This window comes from Micromonospora sp. NPDC049171, assembly GCF_040648275.1.
In the GTDB taxonomy this organism is placed as follows: domain Bacteria; phylum Actinomycetota; class Actinomycetes; order Mycobacteriales; family Micromonosporaceae; genus Micromonospora.
In genome coordinates this window covers 56,128-72,059 of the sequence record NZ_JBEZDJ010000024.1, presented here as the reverse complement: position 1 = coordinate 72,059, position 15,932 = coordinate 56,128, and the positions used below count along the sequence as shown (strand labels likewise).

Here is a 15,932-nt window from a genome sequence, read left to right as displayed (position 1 = left end):
GGGCGTGGGTGAGGGAGAGCACAGGCGGGACGCGGGAGCGGATCAAGGCCGTCGCGCTCGAGCTCTTCACCGAGCAGGGGTACGAGAAGACCTCGCTACGGGAGATCGCCGAGCGCCTCAATGTGACGAAGGCCGCGCTCTACTACCACTTCAAGAGCAAGGACGACATCGTCGCCAGCTTCGTCGAGGACCGGCTGGAGGGGATGGACGCGCTGATCGCCTGGGCCGCCACCCAGCCCGCCACCCTGGACACCCGGCGCGAGCTGATCTCCCGGTACGCCGACACGATGTTCGACGGGACCCAGCCGTCGGTGATGCGCTTCTTCGAGCAGAACCAGACCGCGCTCAAGAGCCTCTCCGCCGGCCAACAGATGCGCGGTCGGATGTTGGATCTAGCCGACGCGCTCTGCCGGGGCGACGACTCCCCCGCCGCCCAACTTCGCGCCGCGCTGTCGATCTTCGCGGTGCACACGAGCTGGTTCGCCGTCCGCGCGCCCCACATCAGTGACGACGAACGCCGCAAGCTCGCCCTGGAGGTGGCCGACGAGCTGCTGGCCGCCATCGGCACGCGGCTCGACGCCTGATCCGGGCGGTCGCGACCCGGGCTCGACGGTCGGCGGCTCAGCCGCGCGTCAACTCCAGGCGCAGGCCGAGCAGCTGCACGCCCGGCGTCGGCGCCCAGTCCTTCTCCGGCGCGCGGACGAACCCGCGCCGCGTGTAGAGCCGGTGCGCCGGATCGGCCATTCCGGCCCGTACGCAGATCACCACCGCCGTGCAACCCAACTCGGTCGCACGGGCGACACAGGCCTCGACCAGGGCCGCACCGACGCCCCGCCCCTGCATGCCCGGGTCGACCGCGAGCATCCGGAACTCCGCCTCGCCCGGCCCGCACAGCTCGGCGAACGGGGTGCCCGGCAGCGCGAAGGTCACCGAGCCGAGCACCGCCCCGGTCACCTCGTCGACCGCGACCAGCACCTCGCCGCTGGTGGCCCGGCTCGACACGTCGACAAGCACCTCGGCATACCAGTGCTCGTCCTTGAGCTGGCCGTCCGCCTCGTACGCGGCCACGGTCAGCCGGGCCACCGCCGGGAAGTCGGCCGGCTCGGCCCGACGGACCCGCATCCCGGTCAAGCAATCACCGCGATGAGATCGCCGTCCTGCACGACGTCGCCCTCGTGGACCACGAGCTGTTCGAGCACACCGTCGGACTCGGCGACGACCGGGATCTCCATCTTCATCGACTCGAGGATCACCAGGGTGTCGCCCTCGGTCACCGTGTCACCTGCCGTGGCGACGACCTTCCAGACGTTGGCCACCATCTCGGCGCGGATCTCCTCGGCCATGTCCAGGCCCTCCCTTTTCGCGATGTGCCTGCCGACGTATCCAATCATGCGGCCACCGGCCCCGGGTGCGCAGCGGCCTCGTCGGATAGCGCACCCGCCCTGGGGAAGGCGACGGGTGCCGACCGCACTACCATCAGCGGGTCGGACCCGTTGCCGGGCCGCCGGTGGGTGCACCGGCGCCGAGGTCGTGGGCAGCACGGATCCGCCCCAACACGAGGAGGTCAGCATGGCGAAGAAGTCCCGGAAGAAGAAGGCTCGTAAGAAGAGCGCCGCGAACCACGGCAAGCGTCCCAACTCCTGAACGGGTCGACGGGCCGGCGGCCCGTCGCCGATCAGCTGGACCCGGCCGACGCCGGACACACCGGTGGCCCGGGTCGACATCGACCCGGGCCACCGGTCTTGACACTGTGCCGCGCCGACGCTCAGTCGGCCAGCTCGCGGGAGTCACTGGTCTCGAACACCACCAGCTCGGTCAGCTTGACCCGCAGGCGCTCGCGCAGCTCGTCCGGCGCGGTCTCGTTGCCGCAGCAACGAGCGACCAACGCCCGCACCTCCTGCTCCAGCCCGTACTCGCGCAGGCAGGGCCCGCACTCGTCCAGGTGGTGCCGGATCAGCGAGCGCCGCTCGTCGGCGCACTCGAGATCCAGGTAGAGGTAGACCTCCGCGAGCACCTCGCGGCAATCCGTCTCGTGCGGCTCCCCACAGCTCACGTCACACCTCCCGGCCGGCGGCGGCGGTCGAGCCCTTCGACGAGCGGGCCGCACTGAAGCCCCGCTCCCCGGCGTAGCGCTCAAGCAACTTGCGCAGATTACGACGCCCCCGGTGCAGACGCGACATCACCGTGCCGATCGGCGTACCCATGATGTCGGCGACCTCCTTGTACGAGAAGCCCTCGACATCGGTCAGGTAGACGGCCAGCCGGAACTCCTCCGGCAACTGCTGGAGGGCTTCCTTGACGTCGCTGTCCGGCAGTCGGTCAAGCGCCTCGGTCTCGGCCGAGCGCAGCCCACTGGAGGTGTGCGACTCGGCCTCGGCGAGCTGCCAGTCGGTGATCTCCTCGGTGGGCGCCTGGATCGGCTGGCGCTGCCGCTTGCGGTAGGAGTTGATGTAGGTGTTGGTCAGGATCCGGTAGAGCCAGGCCTTCAGGTTCGTGCCCTGCTCGAACTGGTGGAAGGCCGCGTACGCCTTCAGGTAGGTCTCCTGGACCAGGTCCTCGGCATCCGCCGGGTTGCGTGTCATCCGCAGCCCAGCAGCGTAGAGCTGATCGACGAATGGCATCGCGTCCCGCTCGAATCGGGCCCTGCGCTCGTCCGTCTTCTCGGTGGTCAACCGCACATCCCCTCGCGTCGGATGCTTTCCCGCCGAGGATACGCGCACGGACCTGCCCGCAGATTCACTTCCGGCCGGTGTGCCCGTGCTCACCGCACCCACCCCGCCCGGTCCCGCCGTCGCGGGCCATTCCGGGCCATCCAGCAGCCGCTTCAGCTGCCGGGCGTCCCGTCCGTCCCGTTCCAGGCTTCGTGTCTCGGTTGGCACCGGTCACCCCCCTCGCAGAAAACTCGTCCGGGGTTTGTAACGCGAGATGACCACCGGGGCATTCCGGCTGACCTCCCGTTCCTGGTCCCGGCCCCGACGGCGGCCGGCGCTGGGACCAGGAAGGGCCTGGGAGGACTGGTGTCGCCGGTCCGGATCGGGCCGGCGGCACCATCGGATGCAACGACCCGCGCCGGGCAGCGGAAACGGTCGTCCGGGCGCGCCGGGGTCGGCCGGATCAGTTGGGTGCCCAGCCCTGGGCGCCCAGCCAGGCCCGGACGAGGGCGGCGGTGGCGGCCGGATCCCGCCGCAGGTCGTGCGTCTCCCCAGGACGGGTCACCACCTGCACGGTCGGCCCCGGCTCCGGTGTCCCGAACGGGTCCCGGTCTCCGTTGACGACAAGCGTCGGCAGGCCGGTGGCCAGTTCGGCGGCGCGCGAGCGCTCCGGCCGCCCGGGTGGGTGCAGCGGGAAGGCCAACGCGACCACGCCGGCCGCACCCACCGCACGGGCCGTGCGGCAGGCCACCCGAGCGCCACTGGAGCGACCACCGACCAGGATCGTCGGCACGTCGGCGTGCCTCTCTCGCAGCACGGCGAGCACCGCCGTCCAGGCCTCGTCGAGGTGACCCGCCGGTGCCGGCGCACGTCGACCGGCGACCCGGTAGGGCTGGGTCACCCGGACCACCGCCAGGCCGGCCGCGACCGACGCGTCCCGGACCGCGAGCAGGTCAGGGGCGTCGACGCTGCCGCCCGCGCCGTGCCCGAGCACGAGCAGCGCGGTGGCCCGACGGGTCGGCAGGTCGGTGTCGACCCGCGCCGAGCCGCGCGGAGTGTCGATCTCGTCGCTGGGCAGCACCGACCCATTCTGCGCCGCCTGGTCGGCGGCGGGTGCGGGCCGGGTGGCCGATCAGCTCAACGGGACCAGGGTGAGCAGGCGATCCCGCACCGGCGGGCCGGCGTCGTCGACGGCGTCCGGGTCCGGATCGACCTCGCCACGCCACGCAACAAGCATCGCCCGCCGCTCGCGGGGTGTGGTGGCACCCCAGACGCCGTGGCAGTCACCGACGTCGAGGGCCCAGGCCAAACAGGACCCCTGCACGTCGCAACTGCGGCACAGCGCGACGGCGGCGTCCGCCGGCTCGTTCGGTGCCGGAAAGAACGTCTCCGGATCGACGCTCTGACAGGTGCCTCTGGTGCGCCACGCGTCGTCCTGTCGTCGATCCCGCACGGCCCGCAGCAGTCGCGGATCTCGCCGCGCCGCAGCCACCTCGTGCGGGCGTGGCATACGCGCCCGTGTCATCCACCCACCTCCCCCGTGGGACCGGCAAGATCAGTGAACGTCGTTCGCCCCGTGCGAATCGACGGTCACTACCGGCGCTGTGTTCTATCGCACTTCACAACACCGGGACAAGGGTCTGCCGGGAACATGACTGAACAGCCGGGAGACGAATCGCGCGCAACCCTGGCAAATCGGCGCCCGACGATGTGCGCCGATCTCAGAACAGGGTCAGCTCCTGTGGCGTCACCGTCGGCGCCACCGACACCCGGGCGGTCAACTGCGGCCCGTCATTGCGGACGTCGCCCACCGCGGCCCCGACCGGGCGGATCTCCAGACCGGCGAGCCACTCCGCCGACGCCGGCACGAGCAGCCGCTCCGGCTCGTCGGTCGGCGCCAGCCACGACGACCACCGCTCGGGCGGCAGCAGCACCGGCATCCGGTCGTGCACCTCGGCCAGGTCGCCGAGCGCCGCGGTGGTCAGCACGCTGAAGGTGAGCCGGGTCTCGGCGTCGGACTCCCAGACCGACCAGATGCCGGCCAGCGCGAGCACCGAGCCGTCGCGGGGGGTCATGAAGTAGGCCTGCCGCCCGCCGTCGGGCCGACGGACCCACTCGTACCAGCCGTCGGCCGGGACCAGACAGCGACGCCGGGAGAACGACCCGGCGTACGCCCGGCTGGTGGCCACCGTCTCCGCCCGCGCGTTGATCATGCGGGCTGCCCCGGCGGGAGACCGGGACCAGTGCGGCAGCAGACCCCAGCGACCGAGACAGAGGCTGCGGTGCCCCTCGGGGCTGACCCGGACCAGCGGCACCTGGTCGGTCGGCGCGACGTTGTAATCGGGTCGGAGCGGGCCGTCGGAGTCGTCGGACGACTCGAACAGCGCGCTCAGCTCGCCGGAGCTCCGAGTCGTCGCGTACCTGCCGCACATGGGCCACACGCTAACGCGTCGGGGCCCCGTCGGCTGTCCCGCCAAGCGGGAGTACGACCACCGCCTCCCGCCGCCGACCGGCCGACGCGGCAGAATGTAACCGTGGGGAATCTGACCGCGACCCGGCCGCCACAGCCGTGGACCGCACCGACGGCATCCGACCCGGTGTCGACGACGCTGCGCCTGCCCGGTTCCAAATCGATGACCGCGCGCGCCCTGGTGCTCAGCGCGCTGGCCGCCGGGCCGTCGACGCTGGCCCGGCCGCTGCGTGCCCGGGACACCGAGTTGATGGCCGCCGGCCTGCGGGCGATGGGCGCGCACGTGTCGATCAGCGACGAGGAGCGCTGGCTGGTCCGGCCGCACCCGCTCGCCGGCCCCGCCCACGTCGACGTGGGGCTGGCCGGCACCGTGATGCGCTTCGTGCCACCGGTGGCGGGCCTGGCCGACGGGCAGGTCACCTTCGACGGCGACCCGTACGCGCGCACCCGGCCGCTCGGCCCACTGGTCGGCGCACTGCGCTCGCTGGGCGTCCGGATCGACGTCCCCGGCACCGGCAGCCTGCCGCTGACCGTGTTCGGCACCGGTGGGGTCACCGGCGGGGAGGTGGTGCTCGACGCGTCCGTGTCCAGCCAGTTCGTCTCCGCGTTGCTGCTGGCCGCCCCGCGTTTCGACCGGGGCGTCGTGGTCCGCCACGTCGGCCCGCCGGTGCCCTCCGCGCCGCACCTGCGGATGACGGTGCGGATGCTGCGGGCCGCCGGCGCGGCGGTCGACGACAACACCCCCGACGTGTGGGCCGTCGAGCCCGGCCCGCTCACCGGGCGCGGCTGGGACATCGAGCCGGACCTCTCCGGCGCCGTGCCGTTCTTCGCCGCCGCCCTGGTCACCGGTGGCGAGGTGACCCTGCAGGGTTGGCCGCACAGCAGCGCCCAGCCGGTCGAGCAGCTCCGCTCGCTGCTGCAGCGGATGGGCGGCGAGGTCACCCTCTCCACCACCGGGCTGACCGTGCGCGGCACCGGTGTGGTGCACGGCCTGACCGCCGACCTCTCCGACGTCAGCGAGCTGACCCCGGCGCTGACCGCGTTGGCCATGCTTGCCGACTCGCCGTCGGTGTTCACCGGCGTCGGGCACATCCGCGGCCACGAGACCGACCGGCTCGCCGCGCTCGCGCGCGAGTTCACCGCGCTCGGGGCGGACGTCACCGAGGCACCGGACGGGCTGGAGATCCGGCCCCGGCCGCTGCGCGGCGGGATGTTCCGCACCTACCACGACCACCGGATGGCGCACGCCGCCGCGGTGGCCGGGCTCGCCGTTCCCGGCATCGAGGTCGACGACGTGGGTTGTACCTCCAAGACCATGCCCGAGTTCCCGGCACTATGGTCAGCGATGGTGACCGGAAAGTGAGCGTCCGGAAACCCGGTGGCGAGCGAGGCGGAGTCCAGCCGCAGCCGCTGCGGGGTTTCCGGACGCTCACTAAGAGCTGACGCGAGAAGAGGACAGGTCCTGGCGACCAAACGGCGGGAGTACGACGAGGACGACGTACGGGTCCGGCCCGGGAAGTCGTCGCGCCCGCGTACGCGCACCCGCCCGCAGCACAACGACGCGGTGGACGGCTTCGTCATCGCCGTCGACCGGGGGCGCTACCAGTGCGTGCTCGCCGGTGCCGAGCGCGGCGTGGTGGGGGCCGAGCTGCCCACGGTGACCGCGATGCGGGCCCGCGAGCTGGGCCGCAAGTCGGTGGTGGTGGGCGACCGGGTCAGCCTGGTCGGGGACACGTCCGGGGCGGAGGGCGCTCTCGCCCGCATCGTCCGGATCGCCGAGCGCCGCTCGGTGCTGCGCCGCACCGCCGACGACGACGAGACCACCGCCGAGGGCCGGTTGGAACGGGTGGTGGTGGCCAACGCCGACCAGCTGGTGATCGTCAGCGCGCTGGCCGACCCGCCGCCGCGCACCGGGTTCATCGACCGGTGCCTGGTGGCCGCGTACGACGCGGACGTCGAGCCGCTGCTCTGCCTCACCAAGGCCGACCTGGCCGGGCCGGAGGAGGTGCTCGGCTACTACACCGAGCTGGAGCTGCCGTACGTGCTCAACCGTCCCGACACCGACCTGGGCGCGCTCCGCGCGTTGCTCAGCGGCAAGGTGTCGGTGCTGGTCGGGCACTCCGGGGTGGGCAAGTCGACACTCGTCAACCGCCTCGTCCCGGACGCGCTGCGCGCGGTCGGCGTGGTCAGCGCGATCGGCCGTGGCCGGCACACCTCCACCAGCGCGGTGGCGCTGCGGCTGCCACCGGTGCCCGGCGTCGACACCGATCCCGGTTGGATCATCGACACTCCCGGGATCCGCAGTTTCGGGCTGGCGCACGTCTCGGCCGACAGCCTGTTGCACGGCTTCCCCGACCTGGTCGAGGGCACCGTCGACTGCCCGCCCAACTGCCAGCACACCGCCGACGAGGCCGCCTGCGGGCTGGACGCCTGGGTGGCCGCCGGCAAGGCCGACCCGCGCCGGCTGGCCTCGTACCGCCGGTTGCTCGCCTCCCGGGCCGGCGAGGGCGACTCGCGCGGCGAGAGTGACCAGCGGGGGCCCGGCGAGGGTGACCGGCGCGGGCCCGACGAGTGACCCGGCGGGCGTCGGCTAGGTTGCCGGCATGACCGGGTACGCCGACGACCTCGCCCTCGCCCACCTGCTCGCCGACCGGGCCGATGCCATCTCCACGGCCCGGTTCCGCGCGCTCGACCTACGGGTGGAGGCGAAGCCCGACCTGACCCCCGTCTCGGACGCGGACACCGCCGTCGAGCGGGAGATCCGCGCCCTGCTGGCCGAGCACCGGCCGACCGACGGGCTGCTCGGCGAGGAGTACGGCGCACAGCCGGCCAGCGACCCGGACGGCCGCCGCTGGATCATCGATCCGATCGACGGCACCAAGAACTTCGTCCGTGGCGTGCCGGTCTGGGCCACCCTGATCGCGCTCTACGACGGTGACCTGCCGGCGGTCGGTGTGGTGTCCGCACCGGCGCTGGGCCGGCGCTGGTGGGCGAGCGCGGGCGCGGGCGCGTACGCCGGTCCCGGCCCCGCCACCGGCGCGCGGATCGGGGTGTCCGCGGTGCGCGACCTCGCGGACGCCAGCCTCTGCTACTCGTCGCTGGAGGGGTGGGAGCGCGCCGGCCGGCTCGACGCGATGCTCGACCTGATGCGGGCCACCTGGCGCAGCCGGGCGTACGGCGACTTCTACGGCTACATGCTGCTGGCCGAGGGCGCACTGGAGGTGATGGTGGAGCCGGAGCTGTCACTGTGGGACGTGGCGGCGCTGGTGCCGATCATCACCGAGGCGGGTGGCACGGCCACGGATCTGTCCGGTCGGCCGGCCCCGACCGGCACACCGGGCACCGAGAGCAGCGTGGTGGCCACCAACGGTGTGCTGCACACCGACATCCTCACCCGGCTCGATCGTCCAGCCGAGCGCTGACCGTCGCCAACCTCTATCCTCGCCAGGTGGTCTCCTCCGGTTGGTGCTTCCTCGCGGCGATGATCGTCGCGTACGGCTTCGCCAACCTGCTCCAGTCGGTAGCCGCGGCCCGCACCACGGTCCACCACACCTTCGACCCGGGCCTGCTGCTGCGTCTCGCCGGGCACCGGACGTACCTGGTCGGCCTGGGCTGCCAGATCGGCGGGTTCGTGCTCGCCTTCCTGGCCCGACGGGACCTGCCGCTGTTCCTGGTGCAGGCGAGCGTCGCGGCCGGGCTCGGGGTGACCGCCATCCTCGGCGTGCTGGTGCTCAAGTGGCGGCTGCCGGTGGCGGAGGTGGTGCTGTTGGCCCTGCTCTTCGCCGGGATCACCGCCCTGGTGCTGGCCGCCCGCCCGGCGCCGTCGAAGCAGCTCGGCACCGCTGGCTCGATCGCCCTGCTGGTGGCGCTCGGTGTCATCGCGGTGCTCGGGGTCTTCGCCGTCCGGCTGCACGGTGCACCCGGCTCGGTGGCCCTCGGCTCGCTGGCCGGGTTGGCGTTCAGCTCCGCGGCGGTCGCCGCCCGGCCACTGGCGTCCGCGTCGTCCGCCGAGGCGTTCCTCTCCCACCCGCTGTTCTACCTGCTGATCGCCCACTCGATCGTCGGTCAGCTCCTGCTCGGGCTGGCCATGCAGCGCGGTTCGACGACCGCCGCGGTCGCCGCGATGGACGCCGCCGGCGCGGTGCCGGCCGCGATCGTCGGTCTGCTGCTGCTCAACGACAAGATCTGGCCGGGGCGCGAGTGGTTGGCCGCGGCTGGTTTCCTGGTCACCCTGGCCGCGGTGATCGGGCTGACCCGCTACGCCGAGCCACAGCAGCAGCGCGCGCTGGCGCACCGTCGCGACCAGGGCGTGGTCGTCGTCGGGCGGTCCGGCGCAGACACCGGGCCGCCCGAACGGCCCGCTCAGGCCTCGACCGGCTTGCGGCGACTCACCACCCGCTCGTAGAGGCGCTCCAACGCGCCGGCGGTGCGCTCCCACGTGTAGCTGCTGCGCACCCGGTCCACCGCGGCGTGCCCGTACGCGAACCGGCCGGCGTTGTCGGCGAGCAGCCGGCGCAGCGAGACGCCGAGCGCCCGTACGTCGCCGGGGGGCACCAGGCGGCCGGTGACCTCGTCGACGACGGCGTCCGCCAGCCCACCCATCGCATAGCCGATCACCGGCACACCGCAGGCCATCGCCTCCAGCGAGACCCGCCCGGCGGAGGAGTAGTGCGGCGTGCAGGCGACCACGTCCGCCGAGCGGTACCAGGTAGCCATCTGGTCGTGCGGCACCGCGCCGACGAGGCGTACCTGGTCGACGACGCCGACCTGCTCGGCCAGCTCGCGCAGCCGTCGTGCCTCGGCGTGGTTGGCCAGTTGGTCGGCCGGCGGGCCACCGGCGATCACCAGCTCGGCGTCACCGACCAGTCGCATGGCCCGGATCAGGTCCTCCTGGCCGTGCCCGGCGGCGAGCGAGCCGACCGACAGGATCCGGGCCCGCTGCTCGCGCGGTGCCGCCTCCCCGTCGGGTTGGAACTGCTCGATGTCCACCCCGGCCGGCACCAACGCGACCGAGCTGCGTTGCAGACCCATCCGGGTCAACTCGTCGACCTCGTCGTTCGACTGGGCGACGGCGATGTCGACCGCGCGGGTCAGCGCGCGTTCCAGCGTGATCCGCTCCCCCGGCCCGCCGTAGTGGCCGCCCAGGTGGCGTAGCTGCTCGACGCCGAGCGAGTGGAACGTCTGCACCACCGGGATGTCGGTCTCCCGGACGGCGTGCGCGGCGGCCAGGCCACCAACCCAGTAGTGCCCGTGCACCACCTCGGGCCGCCAGGCGCCGGACCAATCCTCGGCCAGCCAGCGGCCGAACTCGGTCACGTGCGGGATGAGCTCGGCGGTGGGTAGCGGGTTGGGCGGGCCGGCCGGCACCTGGTGCACCTGGTAGCCGTCGATGTCGGCGATCGCCGGCAGCCCTGGGGCGTCCCGGCGCTCGTAGAGCCGGACGTCATGGCCTCGCTCGGCCAACTCGGCGGCGACCCGTGCGATGTGCTGGCGGGTGCCGACCGGTGGGCCGTCGGCGTGGCGGTACGAGCTGGCGTGCGCGCAGACGAGGCCGACGCGCATGGGTCACCTCCCTGCGATCTTTCCTCGGCGGTGGTCCTCCCGTTTCAGAGCGTCCCATTAACCTCGGGAGCCGGAGTCGAAACCTGGCAGATCGGGAACAGTCCCCGCGAGTGCCACCGACGCTTGCGCCACGACAATCACAGTGGCCACGTGCCCGCCGGGTTGCGAAGATCGACAATGGGTACGTTGCATGACCAGGCCCGGGTGGGGGTACCGCTGAGGAATGCCGCTGACCCGCAGCCTCGACGATTCGACCGTGGTGATCACTGGCGCGTCCAGCGGGATCGGCGCGGCGACCGCGTACGCGTTGGCCCGCCGCGGTGCGGCCGTCGTGCTGGCCGCCCGCAGCGAGGCGGCCCTCCGACAGGTCGCGCTGCGCTGCGTCGAGTTGGGCGGTCAGGCGCTTGTCGTGCCGACCGACGTGACCGACCTGGAGTCGGTGCGACGGCTGGCCGATCGGGCGGCGGCCGAGTTCGGCCGGATCGACGCCTGGGTGAACAACGCGGCGGTGAGCGCGGTGGGTCTGTTCGACGAGATACCGGTCGCCGAGTTCCGCCGGGTGCTGGAGGTCAACCTGCTCGGCGCGGTGCACGGCATCAAGGCCGCACTGCCGTACCTGAGCGCGGCCGGCGGCGGGGTGCTCGTCAACAACGCTTCGGTGCTGGCCGAGGTGGCCATGCCGTACCAGTCGGCGTACAACGCCACCAAGCACGGCATCCGCGGGCTGGCCGACACGGTCCGACAGGAGCTGCGGGTCACCGGCCGCGGTCAGATCTCCGTCTGCACCGTGCTGCCGGCCACCATCGACACCCCGTTCTTCCGGCACGCGGCCAACCACACCGGCCGCGAACTGGTGCCGCCACCCCCGATCTATCCGCCGGAGGTGGTCGCCGAGACCATCGTGCGGCTGCTGCGCCGGCCCCGCCGCGAGGCGTACGCCGGCGGGGCGGCCCGCCTGCTCGGCCTCCAGTGGCGGCTGGCGCCCGCGCTGGTGGAGCGCACCCTCGGCTGGTACGCCCAGCGCACCCAGTTCGGCCCGGGGGCGCGGGTGGACAGCAGCGGCAACGTCTTCCACGCCGACGCACAGGCCCAACGGGACGGCGGCTGGCACGGTCGGCGGCGTCAGTTGGTGCGGATGACTGCCGCGTTCGGCCTGGCCGCCGCCGGCACCGCGGTCGGCACGATGGCGGCGATCAACCGCCGTTCCCGGTTGGTCCGCTGATGAGCGGCATCGACCGCCCGAATGCGCGAACCGTCACCGACGCGCACACTGGGACGATCATGTCGAGCTGTCTGGTGAACATCGACGACTCGTCGGCGGTGGTCCGGCTGACGGGCACGCTCGACGTCGCCGGGGCCGAGACGGTACGCGGCGCGCTGCTCGCCCGTCTCTGGGACCGTCCGGGCCAGGTGGTGGTCGACGTGACCGGACTGCGGGTCAGCGAGCCGCGGGCCTGGGATGTCTTCGCCGAGGTTCGGCGGGAGGTCGCCGACTGGCCGGCCGCGGGTCTGCTGCTGTGTGACCCGAGCGTCGACCGGCCCGACCAGGCGGCCACCGTGCTGACCGGCGTGTCGGCCTGGTCGAGCACGACGGCCGGCGTGCCGGCCTGGCCGACCCTGGACGGCGCGCTGGCCGCGGTCGCGGCGGTGCCGCTGGCCGGGGTGCTCAGCGCCGAACTGGCCGCGACAGTGGTGGCCGCCCGGGAGGCCCGCGAGCTGGTCACCACCGGTTGCCGCACCTGGGGCGTGCCGACACTCGTCGACCCGGCGGGCATCGCGATCACCGAGATGGTCAACAACGTGGTGGCGCATGCCCGGACCCCGATGACCGTGCGGCTGGCCGCGCAGGACGGCGCCCTGCACCTGGCGGTCCGCGACTACTCCTCGCGTCGGCCGACGTTCGCCGGGTTGTCACCGCCGACCCGGGTGGGCGGCCGGGGCCTGCTGCTGATCGACACGGTGGCCCGTCGCTGGGGCAGCAGCGCCCTACCGGACGGCAAGGTCGTCTGGTGCGTCCTGCACCCGGACGACGAGGCCGAGGCTCTCGGCTGACGGGGCGTTTCGCCGTCGGTGCCGGTTTCGAGCCGGCGGTGCCCCGGTTACGGCGGGAGGGCAGCGGGTAGTGATCAGACATGCGCGACAACGAGTACCCGACCCCCGTGTCCGACACCGAGGCGCAAGGTCTGCCCGACACCGCCGATGACGACTCGACCGCCAACGACGACGTCCTCACCGGGCGCGAGGCGGACGGCCCGGACCCGGCCCAGCTCCCCGGCGACCGCACGCCGGTGGCGGTGGACCGGTTCGGGACGACCGCCGAGGAGCAGCTCGACGGTGAGTCGTTGGACTACAAGCTCGACCGCGAGGTCTACGAGCGCCCGGCGGACGACCCGCTGGCCGGAACGATCGACCCGAAGATCGCCTTCGAGGCGGACAATCTGGAAGCCGCCGCGGAGGCCCAGCTGGACGCCGACGTGATGGACCCGGGGCCCACCTCGGACCCGAACTCGCCGGTCTCCCTCTACGACCACGGTCAGCTCGGCACGGTGGCCGACGCCACGGTGGGTCGGCTGGTGGAGCCGGACGAGGGGGCGCACACCGACCAGGAGACCGACTCGGTGGCGTACGACGCAGGTTCCGCGGGCGGCGGGGCGACCGCCGAGGAGTTGGCCATCCACGAGACGGAGCCGCCGCGCTCGGTCTGACCTCTCAGGCGTCCAGGCCGCGCTCGATGGCATAGCGGGTCAGCTCGACCCGATTGTGCAGTTGCAGCTTGCCCAGGGTGTTCTGCACGTGGTTCTGCACGGTGCGGTGCGACAGCCCGAGCCGCTGGGCGATCTGCTTGTACGACATCCCCTTCGCCACCAACCGCAGCACCTCGGTCTCCCGGTCGGTGAGCCGGGGCGTCGCGGGCTCCGCGCCGCCGGCCGGGTCGGTGCCCTGCCCCGGCCCGGCGGCCAGCCGCCGGTACTCCCCGAGGACGAGCCCGGCGAGGCCGGGGGTGAAGACCGCGTTGCCGGCCGCGGTGCGGCGGACCGCGTCGAGGAACTCCGCGGGCGCTGTCGACTTCACCAGGTAACCGGTGGCACCGGCCTTGACCGCGTCCAGCACGCTCTGCTGTTCGCCACTGGCGCTGAGCATCAACACCCGCACGTCGGGCAGTGCCGCGCGCAGCCCCAGGATCACCTCGACGCCGGAGATGTCCGGCAGTTGCAGGTCCAGGACGACGACGTCGGGCCGGGCGGCGGCGGCCACCCGGATGGCCTGTCGCCCCTCGCCGCTTGTCGCCACCACCAGGAATCCGGCCTCGGTCAGGTCGCGGGCGACCCCCTCCCGCCACATCGGGTGATCGTCGACGACCATGACCCGGGTCTGGTTCACCGCACTGCCCTCGGCACGGTCAGCTCGATCTCGGTGCCGGCGTCGGGGGCGGACACGATCCGAACGGTCCCGCCCAGGTCGGACACCCGCCCTCGGATGGACTGGGTCACGCCGAGCCGGCCCTGAGCGGCGGCCTCGGCCAGCCGACCGTCCGGGATGCCCGGCCCCTCGTCACGGATCGACACGGTCACCGTCGCCCCCTCGTCCTCGATCAGCACCCAGGCCCGCCCACCGGCGTGGCGGCCCACGTTGTCCAGGGCCGCGCCGGTCGCGGCGGCCAACTCTCCGGCCACCCGGCGCGGCAGCGGGACCGGGGTGGCCGGGGCGGAGAGCGCCACCGCCGACGACGCGTACCGGCTGAGCAGGGTTCGCAGGTCCACCGCCTCGGGGCCGGCCGGGAGGCTGGCGACGACCGGGCCGCCACCGGCGATCAGCGCCCGCAACGCGGCCTCCTGCTCGCCGGCCAGCCGGGCCAGCTCGCCAGCCTCGCCGGGCAGGTCAGCACCACGCCGCTGCACCAGCGCCAGCACCTGGAGCACCGAGTCGTGGATGTTGCGGGCCAGTCGCTCCCGTTCCCGGGTGGCGGCCTCCAGCTCCACCGCGCGTTGCAGTCGTTCCTCGGCGCCCGCCGCGAGCCGGGCCACGTGCCCGACCACCACTCCGGCGAGCAGCATGAGGATCACCCCGGTGAACGACGACTGGCCGATCCGTTCCCGGGTGGCCAGGTCCGCGCCGGCGACGAGCAGCGCCGCGACAGTGCCCCGCCGCCGGCCGCCGGAGACGGCCCAGGCCAGCACCGGGCCGGCCATCCAGGCGACCCCCATGGTGGGTACGCCGTGGGTGAGCGCCGTCCGCCCGACCACCCACGGGGTGGCCAGCACGATGGCCAACACCACCCCGAGATCGGCCACCAGCAGCGGCCAGCGCCGCCAGGCCGGCCGCGCGTACCCGATCGCGGTCGCCCCGGTCCAGATGATCATCACAAGGACCAGGGCGGCGACGGCGTACGGATGGGCGTACCGGTCGGCGTCGCGCACCGCGAGCACGCAGACGTACGCCAGGGACGCCATCCGGAACACCGCGAGCGCACGCCACAGTGGCACCTCGAACCCACCCGACGGCGACGGCATGGCGGTCACGATGCCACACGCGGCAAGTGGCGGGGCGAGCAGCGAGTGCGGTTCGGGAAACCCTGACGTACGGTGGAAAAGCCGCGAAATACTCTGAGATCCGCCGCCGGGACGGGGCCATGACGAATGCAGATCCGCACGCACCGCGTACGGTTGTGCCCATCGAACCTGCCCTCCTGATCGCCGATGCCTTCGACCAGGCCCAGGTGACCGAGATTCGACACTCGGTCACCTCCTGTGCGCATGCCTCCGGGCTCACCGGCCAACGGCTCGACGATTTCGTGCTCGCGATCAACGAGTTGATCACCAACGCGGTGCGGCACGGCGGCGGCCAGGGGTGGCTGCGACTCTGGCACGAGTCGGACCTGCTGGTGTGCGAGGTCGCCGACCACGGGCACGGGATCAGCCCGCAGCGGCTGGGCGACCGCAGTCGACCCGCCCCGGACACCGCCGGCGGCTGGGGCCTGTGGCTGGCCCGCGAGCTGACCGACGCGATGGAGGTCGTCACCAGCACCGCCGGCACCACAGTCCGCATCACCACAGGCCTCACCCAGCACAACCACACCCCGCACTGACCGCCACCCCACCCTCCCCGCCCCGCGCCCCCACTCCGCCGGTCGATCACGGAGTCGTGGTGGGCGACAGCTCCGCATCCGAGCGGGAGGGTCCGCCGCCGGAGGGCCTGAGGTCACCGCCCAGGGCATCGCTACTTTCAGCGTGATGCCGGTGAGTCATCAT

At 73.1% G+C, this 15,932-nt stretch carries 19 protein-coding genes; 9 read left to right on the top strand and 10 right to left on the bottom strand.

The window, feature by feature from the left end; all coding sequences use genetic code 11:
- Nucleotides 1-8 precede the first annotated feature (8 nt).
- Nucleotides 9-584, top strand: coding sequence for a helix-turn-helix domain-containing protein (locus AB0B14_RS27145; protein WP_357066675.1), 576 nt, complete (start codon nt 9-11; stop codon nt 582-584).
- A 37-nt stretch (nt 585-621) separates the two neighbouring features.
- Here AB0B14_RS27145 and AB0B14_RS27140 read toward each other — a convergent pair whose 3' ends face one another.
- From AB0B14_RS27140 to AB0B14_RS27110, 7 genes are all read right to left on the bottom strand, one after another.
- Entirely contained in the window at nt 622-1,122 is a 501-nt protein-coding gene (locus tag AB0B14_RS27140; RefSeq protein ID WP_357524920.1) for a GNAT family N-acetyltransferase, read from the bottom strand.
- A 5-nt stretch (nt 1,123-1,127) separates the two neighbouring features.
- A complete protein-coding gene (locus AB0B14_RS27135; protein ID WP_357067195.1) occupies nt 1,128-1,349 on the bottom strand; it encodes a biotin/lipoyl-binding carrier protein in 222 nt (73 codons plus the stop codon).
- Between the two features lie 416 nt (nt 1,350-1,765).
- Nucleotides 1,766-2,053, bottom strand: coding sequence for a mycothiol system anti-sigma-R factor (rsrA, locus tag AB0B14_RS27130; protein WP_030336658.1), 288 nt, complete (start codon nt 2,051-2,053; stop codon nt 1,766-1,768).
- Between the two features lies 1 nt (nt 2,054).
- Nucleotides 2,055-2,879, bottom strand: coding sequence for a sigma-70 family RNA polymerase sigma factor (locus AB0B14_RS27125; protein ID WP_357066670.1), 825 nt, complete (start codon nt 2,877-2,879; stop codon nt 2,055-2,057).
- A 235-nt stretch (nt 2,880-3,114) separates the two neighbouring features.
- Nucleotides 3,115-3,732: an alpha/beta family hydrolase gene (locus tag AB0B14_RS27120; RefSeq protein ID WP_357066668.1), complete on the bottom strand. Its 618-nt coding sequence runs from the start codon at nt 3,730-3,732 to the stop codon at nt 3,115-3,117.
- 51 nt (nt 3,733-3,783) lie between these two features.
- Nucleotides 3,784-4,176: a WhiB family transcriptional regulator gene (locus AB0B14_RS27115; RefSeq protein WP_357066666.1), complete on the bottom strand. Its 393-nt coding sequence runs from the start codon at nt 4,174-4,176 to the stop codon at nt 3,784-3,786.
- Nucleotides 4,177-4,372: 196 nt separating this feature from the next.
- On the bottom strand, nt 4,373-5,083 hold the full coding sequence (locus AB0B14_RS27110; protein ID WP_357066664.1) for an SOS response-associated peptidase: 711 nt from the start codon (nt 5,081-5,083) through the stop codon (nt 4,373-4,375).
- 102 nt (nt 5,084-5,185) lie between these two features.
- On the opposite strand from AB0B14_RS27110, the gene aroA reads away from it, so the two are divergent.
- The 4 genes from aroA (at nt 5,186) to AB0B14_RS27090 (ending at nt 9,526) form a co-directional block, all read left to right on the top strand.
- A complete protein-coding gene (aroA, locus tag AB0B14_RS27105; RefSeq protein ID WP_357066663.1) occupies nt 5,186-6,484 on the top strand; it encodes a 3-phosphoshikimate 1-carboxyvinyltransferase in 1,299 nt (432 codons plus the stop codon).
- Nucleotides 6,485-6,685: 201 nt separating this feature from the next.
- Nucleotides 6,686-7,696: a ribosome small subunit-dependent GTPase A gene (gene rsgA / locus AB0B14_RS27100; protein WP_357524917.1), complete on the top strand. Its 1,011-nt coding sequence runs from the start codon at nt 6,686-6,688 to the stop codon at nt 7,694-7,696.
- 28 nt (nt 7,697-7,724) lie between these two features.
- Nucleotides 7,725-8,543 carry a histidinol-phosphatase gene (gene hisN, locus AB0B14_RS27095; protein WP_357066660.1) on the top strand — a complete coding sequence of 273 codons (819 nt, stop codon included), beginning with the start codon at nt 7,725-7,727 and terminating at the stop codon, nt 8,541-8,543.
- Nucleotides 8,544-8,602: 59 nt separating this feature from the next.
- Nucleotides 8,603-9,526 (top strand): hypothetical protein, encoded by a 924-nt coding sequence (locus tag AB0B14_RS27090; RefSeq protein ID WP_357524915.1) that lies wholly within the window; start codon nt 8,603-8,605, stop codon nt 9,524-9,526.
- On the opposite strand, the gene AB0B14_RS27085 is transcribed toward AB0B14_RS27090, so the two are convergent.
- Complete coding sequence (locus tag AB0B14_RS27085) at nt 9,484-10,683, bottom strand: glycosyltransferase (protein WP_357066658.1); 1,200 nt, start codon at nt 10,681-10,683, stop codon at nt 9,484-9,486. The genes AB0B14_RS27090 and AB0B14_RS27085 overlap by 43 nt on opposite strands.
- A 223-nt stretch (nt 10,684-10,906) precedes the next feature.
- On the opposite strand from AB0B14_RS27085, the gene AB0B14_RS27080 reads away from it, so the two are divergent.
- The 3 genes from AB0B14_RS27080 (at nt 10,907) to AB0B14_RS27070 (ending at nt 13,388) form a co-directional block, all read left to right on the top strand.
- The gene (locus AB0B14_RS27080; protein WP_357524854.1) at nt 10,907-11,905 is read left to right on the top strand and encodes an SDR family oxidoreductase; all 999 of its coding nucleotides are present in this window, start codon (nt 10,907-10,909) and stop codon (nt 11,903-11,905) included.
- Nucleotides 11,906-11,964: 59 nt separating this feature from the next.
- Nucleotides 11,965-12,735 carry an ATP-binding protein gene (locus AB0B14_RS27075; RefSeq protein WP_357524852.1) on the top strand — a complete coding sequence of 257 codons (771 nt, stop codon included), beginning with the start codon at nt 11,965-11,967 and terminating at the stop codon, nt 12,733-12,735.
- Nucleotides 12,736-12,815: 80 nt separating this feature from the next.
- The gene (locus AB0B14_RS27070) at nt 12,816-13,388 is read left to right on the top strand and encodes a DUF5709 domain-containing protein (RefSeq protein WP_099848385.1); all 573 of its coding nucleotides are present in this window, start codon (nt 12,816-12,818) and stop codon (nt 13,386-13,388) included.
- Nucleotides 13,389-13,392: 4 nt separating this feature from the next.
- Here the strand turns inward: AB0B14_RS27070 and AB0B14_RS27065 are convergent, their stop codons facing one another.
- Nucleotides 13,393-14,046 (bottom strand): response regulator transcription factor, encoded by a 654-nt coding sequence (locus tag AB0B14_RS27065; protein WP_357067189.1) that lies wholly within the window; start codon nt 14,044-14,046, stop codon nt 13,393-13,395.
- A 14-nt stretch (nt 14,047-14,060) separates the two neighbouring features.
- On the bottom strand, nt 14,061-15,194 hold the full coding sequence (locus tag AB0B14_RS27060) for a DUF5931 domain-containing protein (RefSeq protein WP_357524850.1): 1,134 nt from the start codon (nt 15,192-15,194) through the stop codon (nt 14,061-14,063).
- A gap of 119 nt (nt 15,195-15,313) precedes the next feature.
- Between AB0B14_RS27060 and AB0B14_RS27055 the strand changes: the two genes are divergently transcribed.
- Complete coding sequence (locus tag AB0B14_RS27055) at nt 15,314-15,769, top strand: ATP-binding protein (protein WP_357524848.1); 456 nt, start codon at nt 15,314-15,316, stop codon at nt 15,767-15,769.
- Nucleotides 15,770-15,932: the final 163 nt, after the last annotated feature.